At 42.1% G+C, this 20775-nt stretch carries 22 protein-coding genes and 1 pseudogene; 5 read left to right on the top strand and 18 right to left on the bottom strand.

The annotated features are described in order from the left end of the window. Positions 1–41 precede the first annotated feature (41 nt). Genes MKX34_RS09000 through MKX34_RS08990 form a run of 3 tightly spaced genes read right to left on the bottom strand, consistent with a single transcriptional unit; the run spans position 42 to position 2911 of the window. On the bottom strand, positions 42–1064 hold the full coding sequence (locus MKX34_RS09000; protein ID WP_076297559.1) for an SDR family oxidoreductase: 1023 nt from the start codon (positions 1062–1064) through the stop codon (positions 42–44). 31 nt (positions 1065–1095) lie between these two features. Further along, entirely contained in the window at positions 1096–1947 is an 852-nt protein-coding gene (locus MKX34_RS08995; protein WP_339204811.1) for an NAD(P)-dependent oxidoreductase, read from the bottom strand. 31 nt (positions 1948–1978) lie between these two features. After that, positions 1979–2911, bottom strand: coding sequence for an aldo/keto reductase family protein (locus MKX34_RS08990; protein ID WP_038569620.1), 933 nt, complete (start codon positions 2909–2911; stop codon positions 1979–1981). Positions 2912–3085: 174 nt separating this feature from the next. On the opposite strand from MKX34_RS08990, the gene MKX34_RS08985 reads away from it, so the two are divergent. After that, positions 3086–3430 carry a helix-turn-helix domain-containing protein gene (locus MKX34_RS08985; RefSeq protein ID WP_036684053.1) on the top strand — a complete coding sequence of 115 codons (345 nt, stop codon included), beginning with the start codon at positions 3086–3088 and terminating at the stop codon, positions 3428–3430. A gap of 433 nt (positions 3431–3863) precedes the next feature. On the opposite strand, the gene MKX34_RS08980 is transcribed toward MKX34_RS08985, so the two are convergent. From MKX34_RS08980 to MKX34_RS08945, 8 genes are all read right to left on the bottom strand, one after another. Further along, entirely contained in the window at positions 3864–3995 is a 132-nt protein-coding gene (locus tag MKX34_RS08980; protein ID WP_254924624.1) for a hypothetical protein, read from the bottom strand. Between the two features lie 38 nt (positions 3996–4033). Next, positions 4034–5035 carry an anti sigma factor C-terminal domain-containing protein gene (locus MKX34_RS08975; protein WP_036684054.1) on the bottom strand — a complete coding sequence of 334 codons (1002 nt, stop codon included), beginning with the start codon at positions 5033–5035 and terminating at the stop codon, positions 4034–4036. After that, positions 5032–5523, bottom strand: a complete 492-nt coding sequence (locus tag MKX34_RS08970) for an RNA polymerase sigma factor (protein WP_076104596.1) — start codon at positions 5521–5523, stop codon at positions 5032–5034. The genes MKX34_RS08975 and MKX34_RS08970 overlap by 4 nt, the downstream gene beginning before the upstream one ends. Positions 5524–5666: 143 nt before the next feature. Then, the gene (locus MKX34_RS08965) at positions 5667–6881 is read right to left on the bottom strand and encodes an S-layer homology domain-containing protein (protein ID WP_256717689.1); all 1215 of its coding nucleotides are present in this window, start codon (positions 6879–6881) and stop codon (positions 5667–5669) included. 200 nt (positions 6882–7081) lie between these two features. Next, the gene (locus tag MKX34_RS08960; protein ID WP_076179726.1) at positions 7082–8218 is read right to left on the bottom strand and encodes an ABC transporter permease subunit; all 1137 of its coding nucleotides are present in this window, start codon (positions 8216–8218) and stop codon (positions 7082–7084) included. A gap of 5 nt (positions 8219–8223) precedes the next feature. Beyond that, on the bottom strand, positions 8224–9087 hold the full coding sequence (locus MKX34_RS08955; protein ID WP_038569609.1) for an ABC transporter ATP-binding protein: 864 nt from the start codon (positions 9085–9087) through the stop codon (positions 8224–8226). Continuing rightward, complete coding sequence (locus MKX34_RS08950) at positions 9077–9901, bottom strand: hypothetical protein (protein WP_076179727.1); 825 nt, start codon at positions 9899–9901, stop codon at positions 9077–9079. Before MKX34_RS08950 ends, MKX34_RS08955 begins: the two co-directional genes overlap by 11 nt. Beyond that, entirely contained in the window at positions 9898–10428 is a 531-nt protein-coding gene (locus MKX34_RS08945; protein ID WP_051491311.1) for an RNA polymerase sigma factor, read from the bottom strand. The genes MKX34_RS08950 and MKX34_RS08945 overlap by 4 nt, the downstream gene beginning before the upstream one ends. Positions 10429–10746: 318 nt before the next feature. On the opposite strand from MKX34_RS08945, the gene MKX34_RS08940 reads away from it, so the two are divergent. The 4 genes from MKX34_RS08940 to MKX34_RS08925 all read left to right on the top strand — a co-directional run bounded on the left by MKX34_RS08940 (position 10747) and on the right by MKX34_RS08925 (position 14757). Continuing rightward, the gene (locus tag MKX34_RS08940) at positions 10747–11262 is read left to right on the top strand and encodes a hypothetical protein (protein ID WP_076104593.1); all 516 of its coding nucleotides are present in this window, start codon (positions 10747–10749) and stop codon (positions 11260–11262) included. 664 nt (positions 11263–11926) lie between these two features. Next, positions 11927–12835: an ROK family protein gene (locus MKX34_RS08935; RefSeq protein WP_051491321.1), complete on the top strand. Its 909-nt coding sequence runs from the start codon at positions 11927–11929 to the stop codon at positions 12833–12835. 38 nt (positions 12836–12873) lie between these two features. Next, a complete protein-coding gene (locus MKX34_RS08930) occupies positions 12874–13491 on the top strand; it encodes a sugar O-acetyltransferase (RefSeq protein WP_076104592.1) in 618 nt (205 codons plus the stop codon). 66 nt (positions 13492–13557) lie between these two features. After that, entirely contained in the window at positions 13558–14757 is a 1200-nt protein-coding gene (locus tag MKX34_RS08925; protein WP_076104606.1) for an MFS transporter, read from the top strand. Positions 14758–15068: 311 nt separating this feature from the next. Here MKX34_RS08925 and MKX34_RS08920 read toward each other — a convergent pair whose 3' ends face one another. The 7 genes and pseudogenes from MKX34_RS08920 to MKX34_RS08890 form a co-directional block, all read right to left on the bottom strand. Further along, a complete protein-coding gene (locus MKX34_RS08920) occupies positions 15069–15476 on the bottom strand; it encodes an HAD hydrolase family protein (protein ID WP_081384075.1) in 408 nt (135 codons plus the stop codon). A 32-nt stretch (positions 15477–15508) separates the two neighbouring features. Continuing rightward, on the bottom strand, positions 15509–15847 hold the full coding sequence (locus MKX34_RS08915) for a hypothetical protein (RefSeq protein ID WP_038569602.1): 339 nt from the start codon (positions 15845–15847) through the stop codon (positions 15509–15511). A gap of 298 nt (positions 15848–16145) precedes the next feature. Then, the gene (locus tag MKX34_RS08910) at positions 16146–16619 is read right to left on the bottom strand and encodes an SMI1/KNR4 family protein (RefSeq protein ID WP_076104590.1); all 474 of its coding nucleotides are present in this window, start codon (positions 16617–16619) and stop codon (positions 16146–16148) included. A 20-nt stretch (positions 16620–16639) separates the two neighbouring features. After that, positions 16640–16933: an HNH endonuclease gene (locus MKX34_RS08905; RefSeq protein ID WP_076104589.1), complete on the bottom strand. Its 294-nt coding sequence runs from the start codon at positions 16931–16933 to the stop codon at positions 16640–16642. 309 nt (positions 16934–17242) lie between these two features. After that, positions 17243–17605, bottom strand: a pseudogene (locus tag MKX34_RS08900) (transposase); the annotation flags it as partial. Positions 17606–18214: 609 nt separating this feature from the next. Beyond that, positions 18215–18640, bottom strand: a complete 426-nt coding sequence (locus MKX34_RS08895; protein ID WP_076104588.1) for an SMI1/KNR4 family protein — start codon at positions 18638–18640, stop codon at positions 18215–18217. Between the two features lie 14 nt (positions 18641–18654). Next, complete coding sequence (locus MKX34_RS08890) at positions 18655–20763, bottom strand: HNH/ENDO VII family nuclease (RefSeq protein ID WP_256717686.1); 2109 nt, start codon at positions 20761–20763, stop codon at positions 18655–18657. Positions 20764–20775 lie beyond the last annotated feature (12 nt).

Raw genomic sequence — 20775 nt, 5'->3', positions numbered from 1 at the left:
AGGAACAGACCGTCTTTAAATATAACTGTATAGTATAAACCTTATGCGTAGAATGAAAGAGGTTTGGACTCAATTCCATGTCTCTCGATCAACTTATCAAGTAACGCAGACCATTCCGCATCGACCGTACATTGCTCAGGATGAGCCTCGAACCAAGCAACCGACTGCTTGATCCCTTCGGAGAAAGGCACAGTAGCCTGAAAGTCAGGCACGAAACGTTTGATTTTGCTATTATCAAAAACACTGCTTACCGCTTGATCACCGATCAAGCCATCCGCTGTCCCTGGAGGGGTAAAGGCTGTGATAAAGTCTGTGGAGATATGCACCACTTTAGGTTCCACACCTGCCGCTTGTCCGATGGCCGCATAGATCTGATTCCAATTCAATACCTCGTCGGAAGTAATATGAATGGCCTCCCCTATCGCTTCCGGATGTCCAAGCAATCCAACAAAACCTTTGGCAAAATCCGAATTATGCGTCAGTGTCCACAAAGAGGTTCCATCTCCATGTATGACTAAAGGTAAGCCGCGGCGGATACGATCGATCAATGACCAAGGATGCTGGCCACTCGTAAGTGCCGCAGGGATGGCTGTATTTCCATAGGTATGGGAAGGACGAACAATCGTAACCGGGAATCCGTTCGCCTTGTAAGCTTCCATCAACAGCTGCTCACACGCAATTTTATTCCTCGAATACTCCCAATAAGGATTCTCCAGCGGTGTCTTTTCTGTAATTACATAATTACGCTGCGGCTTCTGATAAGCAGAGGCTGAGCTGATGAAAATGTACTGCTTCGTTTTACCAGTGAACAGGTCAATGTCTGCCTGCACATGTTCCGGTGTAAAAGCAATCCAGTCTACCACTACGTCAAATTCGTAATCTCGTAATACTAATGCGGCTTCTGCCGGATTACGAATGTCTCCTTTAATTACTTTTGCACCTTCTGGAACGAATTCATCCCGCTGTCCTCTGTTGAACAAATACAGCTCGATTCCTTGAGCTACAGCCAACGGGGATACAGCCTGACTAATTAATCCCGTACCTCCAATAAATAAGACCTTCATTTTGCACGCTCCTTATAGTGAATCCGGCTCGTTATTTACTGGTTAACATAATCTCGCCATACGTGCTTCGGCGCCAATTCAGCAGCTTTTTGGCCTTCTCATTACTGAGTAGCGACTCGTGACCCTCCAGCGGCTGGCGGAAATCCGTCACCTCTGGATAACGTGCGGCCATTAGCTCTCTGCTAGGAACAGCCATGCTGGTCTCATCTGCACATATATTAAGAGCAACCGCGCCCAATCCATCCGTTTCGATTGCCAATTGGCAAGCTGTTGCTACATCCCGTGTATCAATATAACTCCATAGAATCCGATCGCGCTGCGCTGGATCATGAATGAAGGAAGGGAAACGTTCATACGCCGATGGATCAATAACATTTCCGATTCTTAGGGAAACGACCTGTATACCCTTTCTGCGATAGAACATCTCAGCGGTTTGCTCATTCACAACCTTAGACAGACCGTAGCTGTCTTCAGGCAACTGTGGATGCTCCTCATCCATAGGCACATACTTCGGCCCCAAAGGATTAACCGCAAAACAGATTCCGTAGGAGGATTCACTGGAAGCAATCACTGCTTTTCGAATCCCGAGACCCGCTGCAGCCTCCAAAATGTTATAGGTAGATACTACATTATTTTGAAAGGTGACCTCACTCGTCTTTATATTTGCAGCTGGGATCGCAGCCAAATGTACAACTGCATCAGCGCCAGCAAGTACACCATATACTTCACCCAAATTATTCAAATCAGCAATCATCGTTGGGCACAAAGAATCTGCGGATTTTTGCGTATCTACATTCACAACCTCATACCCTTGCTCTACAAAATTCCGGACCACCCATCTGCCCAACATCCCACTGCCGCCTGTAACAACTACTTTCGCCATGAGCGTGTCTCCTTTTTTATGAAGCTAACAACTACTCCAGAATCTCCTCAATCTGCTTCAAAATCTCTTCCGAAAGCTCAATACCCGAAGCCTTAACATTCTCTTCGACCTGCTGCGGACGGCTGGCACCCACCAGTGCACTAGCTACATTAGGTTGACGCAAAATCCAAGCCAAAGCCAAATTCCCAACAGAAATATTCAGTTCCGTGGCGATCCCACTCAATTGGCGGACTTTTTCAATCTTTTCTTCTGTAATCGAATCTTTTAATCGATCCAGCTTAGCAGCACGGCTATCCTCAGGGATGTCCGTGTTATACTTTCCAGTTAACAGCCCTTGAGCCAGTGGAGAAAATACCACCTGTCCAATCCCACGGCGCTCGCCGAGCGGAATAATTTCTTTCTCAATATAACGGTTAAACATATTATAAATCGGCTGATTAACAACAATATGATCTAGCAAATAGCGGTCTGCTACAGCTAACGCATCGGTCATTTGCGCCGCCGTCCACTCACTAACACCGACATAATATACCTTGCCTTGCCGAACCAGATCATCTAGCGCACGTAAGGTTTCTTCAATTGGAGTTTCCGGATCAAAACGGTGGCAATACATAATATCCACGTATTCTACTCCGAGACGTTTCAAGCTAGCATGACACTGTTCCGTAATATGTTTGCGGGATAGTCCACGGTCGTTAGGTCCCGAGCCCATTTCCCCGTATACTTTAGTAGCTAATACATAGGACTCACGAGAGTAGTTACGTAAAGTCTCACCTAGTACTTTCTCGGCAGCACCTTTTTCATAAACATTTGCAGTATCAAAAAAATTCACGCCTAAGTCGTAAGCGGTTTCAATGGCATTAACAGCATTATCTCTTTCCACATAGCCTCCGTATGTCAGCCAGCTTCCCAAACTAATCTCACTGACTTTTAAACCGGTTCCACCTAATCTGCGATATTTCATAATAACTGCTCCTCTCCATAGTTCCGTGTTTGATTTTGGCAGGTTGCTTAGCACTCATATTCATTCTAGAATAGTTTGTATATAATAGAAAGAAGTGAAAATTAGTTTATTATATGATCTCTAGTGTAGTTACTATACTAGAGTATAGTAGCTTCACAAACAGGAGGAGATACCTTGAAGACAGCTAAATCTACTAATAATTATATCCCCAAAACCCCTGTTACTATTGAATGTAATGTTGAAAAAACACTTGAAGTATTAGGTGGAAAATGGGCCTTTCTTGTCCTCAGAGAGCTATTCGACGGCACGCAGCGTTTTGGGGCACTGCAACGAAAAATCACTAATGTGTCTCCCCGCGCACTGACCACTACGTTGCGCCATCTGGAGGAGCATGGTGTGCTTGAGCGTCACGTATTTCCGACTGTTCCTGTTACGGTAGAATATTCGCTTACTCCCAAAGGTGAGGATTTACATCAAATTTTGAAGGAAATGAAGCTGTGGTCCGCGAAATGGACTTAGCTTGAGCAGATTGTGACTGATGAAAAAAGAAGCTGTCCAAAAAGTAGAGAATTCTACTTATAGGGTAGCTTCTTTTTTATAAATTGGCTATACAATGGATTCTTACTTTAACCCATGGGATATGTGCGGTGTGCGGTGTGCGGTGTGCGGTGTGCGGTGTGCGGTGTGCGGTGTGCGGTGTGCGGTGTGCGGTGTGCTGTGTGCTGTGTGTGATGCGCCGCGGTGTGCGATGTGTGATGTGCGCTTTAGTGTAATTGGGGAAAAACTCCCTAAAAATAGCTGATATTCGCTAAAAAAGAGCATAATGAGGGAATTTCTCCCTAAAAATCGGGTTGATTCCTTTCTTTTTCACCAAATCAGGTAAATTACAGGGAGGTTTTCCCTAATTATAAGTTAGATGACCAAATATCTAAGAATTATAGGGAGAAATTCCCTAATTATAGAGTCGGAATGCGTATTTGGTTAACTGAAAACAACCGGAGATACCAGCGATTTCTGTGATCACGTCATAGACAAATTGCCGCTTGAGGTCAGCAGAGGCTGTCTTCTTTCGTAAAAAATCCACCTGTAGAACAACCCCTCCAACATTTTTACTATATTGATCTAATATTTATCCACAATCGCGCCGAGAACTGCCGTATTTACATAGGGTTTTCCTTTGAGGCTTTGCAGCTCTTTCGCAGTTCCAGTAACGACAACTCCCAATAGCTGTACATCACTGGCGTCCGGCGCCGCTTTATCCTTTTTCAAGTAATTCGAGATTCGCTCAAACTCTCCGTAATGCTTGCCCTTCATCTGAAGCCCATAGGTTAAGGATTGTAAAAAATCCTCTGGTTTCGGCTTAAATAACCCTTCCCATTCTCCACCGTAGCCATATACTTGTCTAGCAGATTCCGGTAAGGCATATTTATTCGGGCTGCTGTCATTCCTAATAAACTCAAGGTTCTTTTTATTGTCATACGTATCTACCCAATACCAAGTCTGTGTCAAACCCGCCGGCAGCATCTTCTCTACCTCTGCCTGAGTGTAGCTTTTATCAAAAGAAACAGCCATTTCTACGAGCTTGCCAGGTTCCATTTGTTCGAGTGCAGGCAGGTCATTTAGCACTTTTTCGTTATAATTCACTCCAGGCACATAAAACATCATTTCCCGCTGACCATTTTGACTGTTATATCCTCGGTAGTATTCATAATTTTGCTGTGTCATTACCGGGTCAGGAACATTTATACTAGAGTATCCCCTATTAAGCAGAGAAAACCGGCTGCCCATATCGAAATACAGTTTTTTTGTATCCCATACGATGGGTACACCCTCAACAACTTTGTAAGTACTCAGTTCGACTTTACCCGATAGAAACCCTAAATCAAGCTCAGTTCTCAACTCCTGAAGGTTAGGACTGCTTATTTTCATCATGATCCTCTCTTCATCCAGACCACGCATTGCCAACCAGCTTGTCAGATGGGCGTTGCCCAGCATCCCGCCGAATAATACTATAACCGTCACCACTAGAGAAATGATCGTATTTCGAATCATTGTTTTTCGTTTTGCCTTCTTAATTACTTTTGAAAGGTTCTGATCATCCTTTTGTTCCCATGGAGCTGTCATTCCACTTCACCTCTATACTTTTTTTGAAATTGCTTGCGGGCGCGAAACAATGCCGATTTGACTGTATCTGTCGTAATTCCCAGAAGCTCAGCTATCTCCTGATAGGACAGCTCCAGCTCATATTTCATAATAATGAGTTGTTTATGGAGCGGTAGAAGCTCATCCAACACTCTTTCGATGTCTTCCCGTTTCTCTTTTAACAGCACATGATCCTCTGGCAATTCCATATCCGGCACATCTACATAGTCAATAGGAATGACTATCCGCTTGCGGCGGCGGCACAGATCATAGTAGCGGTTGATCGCTACTTTATATAACCATGCACTGAATTTGTTCTCATCAATGGAATCAATATACAAAAGAGCCTTATACACCGTATCCTGTACGATATCTTCAGCGTCGGCTGCAGGTGCCCCGAGACGAATCAAGTATTTTTGAATTTCTAACATTTTAGGTTGAAGTATCTGATGTAGCTGCCCGGGCTTCATCCTGCACCTCCCTTCGTATGTATAACGATAAAGTTCTCGGAATGTTAGCTTATGAGGTGAAAAAAATTATAAAACAAAAGACGGCTGCCTCAGAAAGACATGCCGTCACATTTTAAAGAATGAATAAGGTTCCAGTACAATTCCTATATATCCGTAGGATTCATTGCCTGCTGAGCTGTAGATATGAGTATGGTTTGAACTTCCAGAGATTGTTTGTCAATAATGAAGCCTATATAGAACCCACCCTCCATATTATCCATTTCAAAAGGTGACAATCGGGGCTCATACACTCCACCCTTGTTCTCAAACCAGTAACTCACTATAATCCCGTATTCGTTATCCACTGCAACGTATGTACCATATGCCTTTAGCACATCTTCCAATGTACTTACCCCAGGTCGAATATTGTTCAATGTACCTATGTGGATTGGATCAATGCGCTCATTATCTTTGTCTATTTTCCAAGCGTTCAGCCGACCTTCGGTATCATAATGTACAGATACTTCTTTATACATTTCATTATTGAATACATCTTGACCTGTTGAATCCCCGTAATGTTCCTCTACTAACATTCTTGAACTCCCAAAATCAATAAAAAGATTACGTCCACTATCCGCTATTCCGAAATCACGATCAGTTACCGGAACCGCTATAAAATCCTTCAAGCCTGTACCCTGTTCCGGTAATGACGGTAATAGACTCCGATCCGATCGTTCTTCTGGACGAGAAATTACAGTATATATTCCCTTAAGCTTGAGCATTCTCATCCATTGTATAGCCTCTGCTCTTGTAAGCGGGAGATTTCCTTTGAAACCGACTAAAGTTGGCTCCCCGGGAAGTGGAAGTAGAGAGTTACCCAGCAAATAAACGACGGAATCCGTGTCGTTGTAATTCATCCCTAGACCAGATACAACTAACCTTGCGGCGGCCATTCTGGTGATTGGAGTCGATCTTGCCACTGGATATTGTAGTCCAGTAACTGGATGATTCCACCACTTAGCCATTCTATACGGTGCTGCTGTCCATTCTTCGCCTATGCTAGTAGCCTTTGGATAGCCGAAAGAAAGATAAAATAATTTCAAAAATTCTGCTTCCGTAATCGACTGATCCGGTCGAAAGCTCCCATCATCATAACCAACCATCAATTGGTTGCCCAACGCCCAGCGCACCCAAGGCTCGGACCAGTGACCTTGAATGTCAGTGAACAGTGAATATGCCGGATCCTCTTCACCGTCCTCTTCCACTTCTTCATATGTCCCTGTATTCTCGTACGTTGTCGTGTCAGCATGAACTCTATAACTCACGTTGCCGCATGTTACAATTGTCCCTGAGATAAGACCTAGTACCAATAGCTTCATTATCTTCAATTTAATAATCCCTTTCGTTCTTATCGGTAAGGGGTTCCTGCTCTCTTTGTCAGGTTTATCGTGATTAACCCTTTATCTTAACTATCGGGTAAAAAGTCTGATTCGTAAATATACTGCTCTCCTTTTTCACAAGAAAAGCCAAAAAAGATCGCTCCCCTTCATAGCGGGAACGATCTTAACCTACCTACTACTTAGACCTTTAATCGACGTTCGAAAGCTATGGGGATAAGCATTATAGCAAGTATACCTATGATTATCACCGAAAGGATTGACAAGGGTAGATGTAATATAGGGATGCCAAAAATGTTATAGGATACATATTTTTCGATTAAGGATCTGCTAACCATTACACCTGACGGTAAAAAAGAGATTATTTTGCCCAACATTCCAGGCAAAGAGAAAAGGGGAAGAATAACTACGAATGCTGCCAGTCCAAGACTGCTTAAGCTACTCCGACACAAAGCGGATATCAGCGCCGTCAATAACAATAGACCACATGCAGCCAGCAAGGTTACAGCATATTTCAGGGCAAATCCCTGCAGCTGGGTTAAGGCATATGGAGTCTCATCAAAATAAAAGTAACTATTCAGCGGGGCATTCCAGCCCACGAAGCCGAACGGTAAACAGGCCAGCAATGTGCAAATTCCGTAAAAAAGAGTAACCCAGCTAAACGTAACTATAAATCCAGCTAATAGTTTTGCCGCAACAATCTTCAATCTTCCGTATCTACTAGATAGAATAAGTGCATCCATTCTATAGTTTTCCTCACCAGAGAACAAGGGTGCCAGCGCAAATACTAGAATAAGACCGATCAGAAGATCGCCGACGCCAGGCGAGCTTGAAAAAAATATATGTAATAAGTCCCAGTCCTCCGTTACATAAAACCCCCGTGGTTTTCCCTCCTCCAGCATGGAGAGTTTTTTAGTAACATCTCTTAGTGCATATGATCCTGGTTCTTGCTTCTCCAATAAAACCTTCCGCTCTCTCAGCTCTGTTAAATTTCTGTTGAATTGATCTGCCATATAAGCTGTACCAGCATAGTGTTGCTCCAGAATTCGTTTCATCTTCTCCTCTTTGGGCCAAGCGCTGTCTTCAGCATATTCTTCTTTGAGTCTAGGTGCGTATTTCAAAGCTAAATCTGGTTGAATCGATCCTAGATGAGTGGCAATAGCTTCAGGCTTTTCCTTGTTTACAACCAATAGACTATCCGTACCGGATGGGTAGAAACTAACAAAACAAAAAATTGCTAATGCAATACTTCCAGCTATAGAAATCCAGACTCTGGGAATCATAATTTTGCGTAATTCAAACATCACCAGACGGTTCATGTGTGTCATCCCCTCCGAAAATAATGCATATATACATCTTCTAATGAAGGATTCACCATCCGTGCATTCTCAACTGGCAAAGTCTTGCTGACTACCCGAACCACTAGTCCAGTATCTGTCTGCTGCACATTCACTACAGTTCCATTCTCTTCGATTTGAGCCAGCAACCGCCCGGGGACATGTGCCTCCCAAACCTCTCCTTGCAATTCATTGGTCAACTCCTTAATTGTTCCTTGACGAAGTAACTCTCCTCGCCCCATCAGTAGCACCTGTTTAGCTATATGATCAACATCAGAAACGATATGAGTAGACAAAATAACGATGCGCTCATTTGAGATTTCAGAAATTAAATTACGAAATCTTACGCGTTCCGAGGGATCAAGTCCTACTGTGGGCTCATCCAATATGAGGATGCTCGGATTATTAAGCAATGCTTGTGCGATACCGAGTCTACGCTTCATCCCGCCGGAGTACTTTCCGCATTTTTTATCCATTTCACCGGATAGATTAACCGTTTGAGCCAGAACCTCTATACGATCACTCGCCTCCTTCTTGGTCAACCCCTTTAGGGCAGCAACATAATACAAGAAATCACGAGCTGAAAAATGATTGTACATCCCCAGTTCCTGTGGTAAATAACCAATCTGAGCCCGGTACTGATCCCCCATGTCATCCTTGTTTTGTCCATCTAAAAGTACATTTCCACGAGTCGGATACAGAACATCTGCGACAATACGCATCAATGTCGTTTTTCCTGTTCCGTTAGGTCCTAGAAGACCATACACACCAGGTGACATAGAAAGGTTAATAGTATTCAAAATTCGCTTTTTGCCGAAATCATGTACGATATTACATAGTTTAAGCTCCAATCAGAAACCCTCCCTTGCTCAATACTCTGGATTGAAACCTCATGGCTAGGATAAATACCACTGCCGACAGAACGCCCAGTCCCATTAACCAAAATAACTCAACCGACGTCGTCCAGCTCACTGCAAATTCTCCGGAAAATAAAATCATCCAAAAGAGAGGCAAACTGAAGAGTACGGTCGTTAATTGTCTAAAATTACGTATCAGCGTAGATAATACTGACGCTACCGCCGCATTCATTAGGATTGGGATGCACCATAGCAAGGTCATACGCAGCATAAACTCCTTTCCCCCTAAAGGGGTTACCATAGCAGTAACACTAAAGTTAATCATTAGTGAGATCAGCCCTGCCATAAGGAACCGAGCTTGCACATACCGATGCAACGGGATTCTAAAACTACGTGCGAGTTCTCCCATTCCACAGAGCGTATTCCGAGCCGTATGAGAGACGACCACCAGTAAAGGAATACAACCCACGATGGACAGAATAAACATAGGGCTAACAATCTCCGTAACACTCAGCACCAAATATCCTACTACAAACAAGATCACACCAAGCACAACTTCTCTCCACCATCCCTGTGAAAAAAGAATCCTCATCTGTTCCCGTACAAATAGAGGAACTGGTGGGACTGGCGCAGGTAAAGCCCGCTTGGATCTTCTCCACCTGCTCATGGCTTCTTCTGCAAAACCGTCAAGGAGTGGCGGTTCAGGAATGCACTTGATGGAATTCACGATCTCCTCTACAGACTCTGCTGTCATCTCATCCTGTAAATTTAGATTGAGGTAATCTTGATGGTTACGTTTAACCCTCATTTCCCTGCTCCTTTCTTTAGGGGTTGGGATATATCCTCTTGCTTGGAATACCTTAGTAAATCGCGTAATTTTATCAGTGATCGACTTACCCTTGACTTCACAGTTGATTCAGGTTCATGAGTTACGGCAGCTATTTCTGTAAACGTAAATTCATATTTATACCTTAACAAGAGCGCATCCCTCTGTTCCTCTGGCAGTGAGCAAATCGCGGCGTATACCTGCTTAACCTCTTCACGAAGTAATATTCCTTCAAGAAAGTCTCCTTCGACTGTGATTTCATCAGATAAGCTTTGATTCAACTCTGCTTGCCGAGCACTTTTGCTGCGAAAATAGTCAATGCAGACATTTTGCGCGATCGCCATCAACCAAGCTCGAAAACTCCCCTGTTTATTTTGATAGCTGCCAAGCTTGGCCCATGCTTTTTCATACACCGTCTGTGCAAGATCCCAGGCTAATTCGTCATTATGTATTTTCCATCTGATGAATCGATAAATATCGCTATAGGTATACCGAATTAATAATTCCACCGCTGCCTCATTGCCCTGCTGCGCTTCTGTGACCCATTTGTCCTCTCCGATTTAATTCCCCTCCAATCTACCAATCTACTAAATATAACGAAATCGCCTACAAAGTAGACGCATCACATTAAAAAGACCAACCAGAAGGTTCTGGCTGGCCGAATATAAATTTCCCCTAGATTATGTCCCCGGTTCAAATTATGAGTGAACATTCTCAGCTTGTATCTTAGTGAATTATATAACATTGATTCTATTAATTTCCATAGTGTACACTCATTACAAGTGGTCTTTTTGTGAAACTCTTCGGAAAAGGTGGATTATTGTTCGATGAAACAAATAATGCTGTCTATTCTTTTGTTGGTTTCTTTAATAGGTATAAGCGGATGTGCAGAGAGTAATATAGGAGATCTTAAGATAAGCGCAGGAGATCAAGAAATTAAAAGTACAACATTATCTAACACTAAGAGTGACTCATCCTCAAACGCTGAAGCAAGTGGATTTGAATTCGCCTTTGAGCAGGATGCAGTAAAGAATATTCAATATTTAAAAAATGGAGAAATCATTACTCTAGACTTTGGAGATTCTGAGCCAGATAATGTATCGCTCGAAGATAGCGTACTAAATAAGAGTGGAGCTTATCAATTTTCATCCAGAGAAACACTAGAAGTTCCAATTACAAAAGAAGACGGTAAATATTCCTTTACGATCGAAAAGCATATGGCTTCTTCATTGAGTTCGTTTTACGAAGAGAACAAAAAAGACTATAGAGGCTTTAGCATAACGGCAAGCTGGGGAGAAAAAGAATATAGATATGCTTTTGTTATACAAGCGGATGCCAATTAAAGCTAACATTCTGATTTAAACCCGATAATCATATTAGGCATTCCATCGAAATATTCAGGGCCCAGTAGTCATCCAGATGGCTACTGGGTTCCCTTGAATAGAAATCTAACTATCTATTTTTTAAATATACAACAAATTGTTCATGCAACTCTAGTTCGGATCGTTTAAAGATCCCAGCCCTCGGAATTTAATTATTGAAAAGTAGGAATAACAAGATTATGAATTTGCTCTGACCCGAGTTTACTTTCAACAAAAGATATTTATGGATTCTTTCGCGATATTGATTATAAGTGATTTCAAAGCTTTGCTTGTCTCCCTGTGCATCCGGATAAACAGTGGATTTGTCATGAGCTCCAGACATTGTAAGAACCTCCTCTTGACCTTACATTTAATTAGACACCGCTGGTTGATTAAAAGCCTCATGTCATTTCAAAAAAATCCATAATAAAAAACTGTCGATTGCTAGACAATTATATAGAGCCAAGTTATAGTATTGATAATACTTTTAATAACCATTTTTAAAAGTCTAGAGGTGAATAAAATAAACCAAATCGCAAACAATTCTATTCGTGTTAAAAAGATAAATCAGGAGCTTATCAAGCAGGCCTTGAAATCGATGAAAGAAGGAACCAAATCCACGATTGCAAGTGCCACCGGATTAAGTATTGCTACCTGCGGAAATATCCTGAATGAACTTCTGGAGACTGGTGAAGTCATTGAGACTGAACTGGAGGCATCAAATGGAGGTCGACCGGCCAGACGATTTATCTATAACGCTGATTTTTCCTATATTGCATGTATCTATGCCAAAATTGAGGATGGCCAGAAATCCATAACCTATGCGGTGACCAATTCAGTTGGTGATCGTGTGGATCATGGATGGATGGAATTAGAGTACATAGATGCTGCAGCCATCGACCATCTGCTGGATACGCTTATCCAACAATATAACAACATCAAGGCAGTCGGGATTGGAATTCCCGGCCTTGCTCACCAAGGTGTCATTAATATCTGTGACATTAAAGAGTTAATTAATGCTCCCTTAGAATCACTGCTCAGAGAAAAATACGAGCTTGAAGTCACGATTGAAAATGATATGAATCTGACCGTTTACGGGTTCTATAAACAGCAGGATTATGAAGAGGATAAAACCATTGTCGTGGTGACCTTTATCAAAGGAGCTTTTCCAGGCGCCGGGATGATGATCGACGGGCATATCCACAAAGGTAATACTAGATTTGCTGGTGAAGTCTCTTTTTTACCGTTTGGAATCTCGCGTGAACAGCAATTGAGTAGCTTGGACCACACGGATACCTTCATCCCTTTGGCGGCTCACACTATATCGTCCCTGATTGCAATTATTAATCCAGAGACCATAGCTCTCACAGGAGAACAAGTCAAACAAGAGAATGTGCGGCCGATTTATCAACGTTGTCTGGAAGTGATTCCAGAGGAGCATATGCCTCACTTAATTGTGCTGGATCAACCTGATGATCATTACATGAACGGATTAATTGCGATCACACTGGAAAGCTTAACCTACTCATTGCAGTTGGTTGAGAAGCGCCGTTAAAAACATAAAACTAACATACACTTCAGGAGGAACTACGAATGGCAACAAACAAAGAAAACATGATCGCAGGAAAGCTATATATGGCAGGCGGTGAAGAATTAGCAAAGGATAACAAAAGATCCAGAATGCTCACTCGTTTATTTAACAATACGACGGAAGAACAAGGTGAATATAGAGTAGAACTACTCAAGCAATTATTTGAGTCTACAGGAGAATCATTATATGTTGAACCTCCCTTCCGTTGTGATTACGGCAGTAATATTACCGTTGGCAATAACTTCTACGCTAATTTTGACTGCATTATCCTTGATGTAGCTAAAGTAACGATTGGTAACAATGTTCTCTTTGGACCTAGAGTAGGCGTATATACTGCTGGTCACCCCATAGATGCGGACGTGCGTATTAGTATGCTTGAATTCGGTACACCGATTACCATTGGAAACAATGTGTGGGTTGGTGGAAACGCGGTAATTAATCCTGGGGTAAAAATCGGCAACAATGTAATCATCGGTGCAGGTTCAGTCGTAACTAAGGATATCCCTAACAATGTAATTGCGGTGGGTAACCCATGCAAGGTATTAAGAGCAATCACCGAAGACGATAAGCAACACTGGGAAAAACTTAAAGAAGAGTATTACAGAGACATTGAGCAATAAAGTAACCCGTTCTGGGAGGATCTTAATTTGAAAAAGCGCTTCGGGGGATTTAACAAGATTTATGCCATGCAATTGGCGACCATCTTTTTAGGATTTATAGTGTTTGGCATATCGGAAAATATTAAAGGACCCGCCATTCCGCGAATCCAATTCGACTTTAATCTGGACGAGAAACAGCTTGGCACCCTTTTATCCCTAAATGCATTAGGTTATTTGATCGCCTGCTCCTTTACAGCTGTATTGGTTCGGAAGTGGGGGATCAAGGCTGTCAGTATCATTGCTTTTGCATCCATGATATTTTCAGGAGTGTTAATCTATATCTCCCACAGCTACCCCTTTTTCTCAGCTTCTTATTTCCTGATGTACATCGGAAACGGAATGCTGGAGATTGGTCTTGCCATTTTGGGAGCACGCATCTTCGTAAAAAATACCGGGACGATGATGAACTTATCCCATTTTTTCTACGGATTTAGTTCAACCTTAGCTCCACTGCTGGCAACAGGACTCATGTCGGTAAGTATATTTGGCCATCCACTCGACTGGCGCGGAATGTATTTGATTATGCTAAGCTTATCTTTACTGCCTATTCTATCTGCCTTGCGCAGTACATTTCCGGGTGACGATCTTCCACAAGAGGACCGGATCCCATTAAAAACGCTGGTCCGCGATCCCGCTTTATGGCTGATGGTGCTTATTCTTTCTTTCGGTGTAGTGTCAGAACTTGCAGTAGGTGGATGGCTAGTGAATTTCCTAGAAAAAGCATACTTGTGGGATACAGTTACAGCTTCTGGTATGTTGTCCACCTTTTTTCTCTGCTTCTCGCTAGCAAGGCTCCTGCTGGGGCCGGTTACAGATAAGATTGGCTTCAATCTATCGCTTATCATCTTTTCAGCCTTTTCTGCCTTATGTACGTTTGCTGCTATTTTGGGTGGAGAACAGCTCGCGTTTCTATTCGCGGCAGCAGGCATAGGTATCGCTATGATTTATCCGACCGTCATGGCGTTTATCGCAAAAAGGTATCCGCATGGCAGTGACACTGCCATCACCTTTACAGTTACACTAATGGGAGTCGGTAGCGTGATTGGCAACTATGCCATAGGTGCAGTGATCGAAGGTGTGAAGCGGCTTTACGGAGCAGAAACACAAACTGGCTTGCTACGTGGACTTCAAGCTGGGTATGGTTTTATCGGTTTATGTGCAGCTATATGCGCGATATCCGGTTGTGTTTTATATCGTTATTTAAATCGCCGCCAAGAACTTATATAGAATAGTTATCGCACTTACTTCTGCTCATCCCTGCAACAACCTGCTGATTTCATGGCAGGTTGTTTTGTTGCAAATAGCGACCAACCTCCCACCATCGGACTCAAATGACCTTATTGGCTTCGAAATAGGCAGAAACGAGGTTTTTCGGACCCCAGAGTCGTTATTGAGTTGTTTTTGTGCAAAAACCGCTGTCTTCTGACTTGATAACGCCTCCTGAGTCCGAACACTCCGCCTAATGAAGCTAAATCCTGAAATAGCGACTATACAGTCCGCAACAATGACCTCTGAGCTGGTGATCACCATCCCAACAATTATCGCAGCCCTCCCGCCAGCTCCATTATTGTTCTAACAATCTGCTCTTCACCGCTACTAACCTTTTCCGTTGCAACTTCTCCCAAGGTTATATGATCGCCAACACAAACCGAGTGTGCGGAATGTCTGAACATTTCTATATCATTAGCATCGTTACCAAAAGCAATAAATTGCTGCGGTTCTATGCCTAAATTTTTTAGTCCTGTCCATTTGTTTACGCCTTGGGGACTTATATCCATAATATCTTCTTGTCCATGCTGGTAGATCACAATCGGCAGATTTTGCAGCTTATGAATAAGTTGTTCCCCGTTCAGACTGCTCAAAATAACTACCTTCACAATCTCATCCAGCTCCGATGGAGTTACATTTTTGGCGCGTTGTTCTGGATCTACATTTCTCCGCACCATTCCCGCCAACCATAGACCTAAATGCCCCTCATTTAATTGAGGATAAAATGATCGATGTCATCATAACGGATATCGATCTTTTCTCCGTTTCTTTTGACAAGATTTATATACAGAGGAGCTGCATCAACACTTCCGCCACCCACCAGCACATGGTAGTTTTCATTGATTTCATATTTACGGATGTACAAGCCTGAACCGACATCTTCAAAGGGATAACCTTCAAAATCCTTCCACGACAACGCCTCGCCTTGATGAGCTAGATCCTGTATTTCATCCATGGATAATATTGCAGTTTTTTTATCATTACAGGCTGAAAGTATAATCGTCAAAGCAAACAATAACAGCATTATCAAGCTACGCTTACTTCTCATTCATAAACCTCCAAACTCTATATATTGTTATTTATAGGAAAATATAAGGTAATAATAACATAGGGATATTGGATTGGCACCGCAAGCTACAACACCGGAGAATGAATAAAAAACAGGTCAGTCATGATGGTATCTGACCATAATCGACCTGTTTTTTGTAAAGCTATTGCGTTAACTTTTCAATCATTACTGTACGTACAAACGAAATGACTAAATTTCTATTCAGGCAATACATAAGTTAAGTGTGTAATTGGTTGGATGATAGGTGTATTCGGTACTAGTTAGCCCTTAATGCTTTTTATTCAGTTAGCATTGTTAGGAATTCTTCAAAACTATTTGCAACAAGATAGCTCACTGGGGCAAATTCGCCAGAATTTTCATGATCCCACACACAAACTTTAGGATTATTTCTAGATTCACGAAAATCTAAGCATAGAAAATCACCAGCAAATAAAACAGCAATTGGTAATAATGCAACTCCTAACAAATCTTCATCATCAATTAGTCTCTCATCAAGCTGAGATTTAGTAGCGTCAATATCAAATATTCCAAATTCATTTTCTGTTGGATTCTCAAGAATGCATAAAAATCTACTAATTGAATAGTTATGATCATTACAAATAAACGAACGAATTTCTGGCGCACCTCCATTATTTATTTTTATAAATTCTTTATATTCTAATGGCAATTCTACTCTCCAAAAACCTTCTTCTTTCGATAACAGTTGATCAGACGGTAAAGGATAAACTATAGTCTCTTTTTTTATTTTCATAATAATTTCCTCCCTCTTATTTATCTTGCGGCATCTGCCCACATTCGAGTAGACCTTCCGCCATTGTGAGTTGTAATGTTATGAATTCCATAAGGAACCAATTGCATTTTCCCAGGGACTTCAGTGTGGTGCCATGTATACGATCCGTTCTCAACCAGTTTTCTTATGTCTTCTGAAAGATTATCATTTAACCAGTCAAACTGTTCTGTATCACCTTTTTTCCACAAATCTTTTGGGAGCTCATCACTATTCACTACCACGCCTGCACCCTCAAAATCAGCAAACCCATAACGCATACCATCTACTTTTCTCATTTCTATTTTAGGTATGAAATTTAATTCCTCGGCTATACTTTTTATTAACTTTTTTTGCCCACCAGTTAAACTATCTCCTCCAGAAATACTTTTTTCCCAAGACCACCCTTTAGTGTCTATTACCTCAACATAATGCTTAGCATAGTCATTAACAACTTCATCAAAAGTTTTACTCCCCGATAAAAATTCATCAATGTTGTTTAGGTGAGGTGCTCTACTACCACCCTTTCCTTTACCCGTCCCCTAAGTAGTAATCTTAAACTCTACTAAAGGAAAGGTGATAACTGTTTACCAATTACCACCATTGTATCATCCGGCTTTGAGTTCCGTTAGAGGACTCGCCGCCCTGTATTCTGTTTTGTTCTTCATCATGCTGTATATGACGTTCACAAGCCTTCTCATGACGCATATAAGGGCTTGCTTCTTCGTCTTACCTTCTGCTAGTTTCCGTTGATAGAACTCGTAGAACAAGGGATTACGCTGTCTCTTGTTCTTTCCTTTAGCTACTTAGATTTGTTGTACAGCAAAGTTGTGGAAGATACTGTTCAGTACCCTATTTCCTTGACCGCTTGCTTGGTCCTTACCCTTGCCGCCCGATCTAAAGCGTATTGGAGCGATTCCGGTAAATCGAGCTAGTTTATCCGCATTGGAGAAGCGGTGAATGTCTCCTATTAGAAATCCCAATATACATCCGTAAACTCTACTACAATACGGTCAATTCAAACTTGTACCCCTTCCATGTTCAGCCCCCAAAACGAAATTTTTTAACGAATTTCGGACTATATTAGAGGGCAAGGTGGCTAGCCTTACAACGTTGCCTTACCTTTATATGTTGACTGGTTGTCACCAGAATGCTTTCGTACACCCTAAACATCGTTACAAGGGTCAGTTAAGTTGCGGACAAAGTCCTATTCTTTGAATAACACCTTACTATAGTTGTCGTGCTATCCATCTTGAAAGGTGCGATTCTGTCTTCCTCTCCCTCACTATCGCTACAGGGTAATCTACAGTTGCGAGTAAATTTGAAAAAACCGCAAGAAAGCGAACAAAACAAAAAACAGGGCAATCATGGTAGTATCTGACCATAATCGACCTGTATTAAGTAACGCTTTAGCGTTATTTAGGTTATACTTTTCGAGCATTACTGTGCGTACAAACGAAATGACTAAATCTCTATACGGGTCTTACATAGGTTAAGTGTGTTACTGGATAAATGATGAATTCATTCGGCACTGGGTAGCCCCCAAATGATATACTAGAGGACTGGCAAGACCATTATATTTATAAGTTATCAATACCTTCTTGAAACATATCTATTGTATAATCATCAAAGGTATCATAACGGACTGAAAGTTCTCCCCCCCCCCTAATCCAACTAAATACTCTATTGTCATTAACATCAGCGGAGTACATACATCGAACAAATTCTCCTGAATCTTCAATCACAATTAGCCCAATATCTAACCCTATGTTTCTCCATCTTTCAGTCGCCTTTACTACAGACGCCCCAAGATTTCCCTGAACGCCTAAGATTTCAACACCACATATTCCTCCTGAGCCATATTCTTTTAGAAATTCTCGGTAACTTTGAGGAAACTTTAAGCCAAGCATTTCTTCAGCATTACGAATATCTTCCTCTGAAGCCCCTCCAAAAAAATCCCTTTCTTCACCATATTCTTCGATCATTTTTATTATTTTCTCATTCATGGTATCCCTCTTTTCTAGTCTTCATTTGCACGCATCTTCCAGTAATTGCTTCTAAAATTATTATACTGTTTTTCAAGCAATGGATCATTCCTGAAGCTATTTCCATCCTCTACCAAACCATGTAATTGACTGCTGTACTTATCGTGGGTAGATTCAGCAATTTCAACCATACCTCCTGGCTCTTTTTGAATCAAATGGTGCAGTTCAACTTTACTCTCCACACCGTCTTTTACAGCATAGGGAGATTTCCCTTTCGACATTAGTTCCTTATTAGTTAGTCCGCCTGCGGCCGGATCTTTCGGCACATAGTTTTTATCAATCTCGATTTGGTACACTCTTCTTGATACATCTACATCTTTTCCTGCCACTTTAACAGATCCTTTTACTTCTACAGCAGTATATTTATCTGGTAACCAATCCAGTTGGATTTTTTCAGAAGATAGTTTTGTGGGTTTTAGTCTACCTTCACCCGTCCCCTCAACCGCCTTCACTTCTACATCCTTTATTGAATGATTACTGTCACTTTTCCCTTCCATCTTCTCTTTTAAAATTCGGTCCATTTCATTCTTAAAATTGATTTGCATCGGGGTCTGTGGAAGTGCCGGCGTATCTATATCTAGATTATTTATCTTGAATTGAAAACCTTCATTTGTGCTAAATGCCGGCAACGGTTTTTGTACCTCAATACCTTTTACAGAATCTAACCCTTTTGGAGGCTTTAGACCTCCGCCTCCTGTAGGAAGCAAAGATTTTTCTACCGGACCATACAACAACGTTACCATTCCCAAACTATTGAGCCAATGATCCGCTGACCATGCTTCGTCTGGATTAAATGCTCCTTTCGCCATCTCCACTGTTCCCAGTGTTAACCAATCCGCAAACTTCTCCTTTGAATCAAACATATGCTCTGCTCGATCTTTGGCTGCTTCATATATCCCGACCGGAATATCTCCTGTTATGCCTAATGTTAACCAGTTGAAAAAGTCATAGGGGGAGTCTGTGGCCTTATCCGCACGAGTTCTTAATGTACCTACAAAACCCGTTCCAATCTCTTTAAAACTGTCTATTGATTTATAAAAGGCATTTTTAGAATCCTCGGGTTTTGCTTGTTCCTCCGTTTTATTCTTTCTAAACAGATTATAGGAATCCAGTTGGGCGACTGATGAAGTCAATTTTATAACATCTCCCCAAGCCTTTCCACCTTGGTTTGTCATCACGTGTACACCCAAACTTACTCCAGTAGCAATCATCTGTTCCATGGTGGTTTGAACGCCTTCCAGTTGCCCTTTTGCCCAGGCTCCCTTCTCCCCTTTTTCCATTGCCGTCCGTAGTAACAACTGATACGTTTCATTCTGCACTAGTGGTATGCTTCTACTGGTAATCGACGGATCATAATCACATGCCTTAACCGCTGGTTTCTTAAAATAAGTGCTTAGATCCTTACCCGCCTGGTACCGGACCTCGTCTATACCCAAAGATTTCAGCTTCTTGCGTGCGTCTTCCGCTAGCTCATGCATTGCGTCCATTTGAGTCTGATTTCCAAACGCCTGATATACCTCATAGGCTGTCTGCGCCTTCGCGATCTGATCCCGCGCCAGGTAGATATCCTTCAGTTTACTTTGCGCGGCTATGGAGTCGATCGTTCCCAATCCTGACTTTTTAACAGTTGCCTGGAGCTTCTGCACCATAGGATCACTATTCAACTCATCCCAACCCAACAGAGTAGCAATTGAGGTGATCAGATTCGTGACCGCTTTCTGAGCCGTCGTCGGAATAGAAGACTGCCCAATTGCACTTCCGCCCCCAAACCTTTCGAACATACCCCCAAGAACACCGAGCTGCTGAAAAAGTTGATTTGCCTGCCGCTTATTCTCATCCTGTGCGCCTTGAACACCTTTTATCGCGCCTCGAATGATGTCTTCCAATTTTTCCGCTTCCACCGTCAGTTCGTTGATGAGCGTCTGAGCTCGTATCAAATCTGAACCCAGCGGAATCCCACCCCAGTTATTGGTCTGACCTCTCAGCTGCAAGTACAGCCGGTTGGTATCTTGGCTTACCAGTCTGATTTTTGTCTGCAGGCGCTCGACTTCATCTACGTTAAATGTAAGCTTCGTTGACGCCATATGATTCCCCCT

It is taken from the genome of Paenibacillus sp. FSL R5-0636 (assembly GCF_037974255.1).
In the GTDB taxonomy this organism is placed as follows: domain Bacteria; phylum Bacillota; class Bacilli; order Paenibacillales; family Paenibacillaceae; genus Paenibacillus_AQ; species Paenibacillus_AQ odorifer.
Note: the sequence above shows the minus strand (reverse complement) of the source record. Positions and strands in the feature narration are given on the sequence as shown.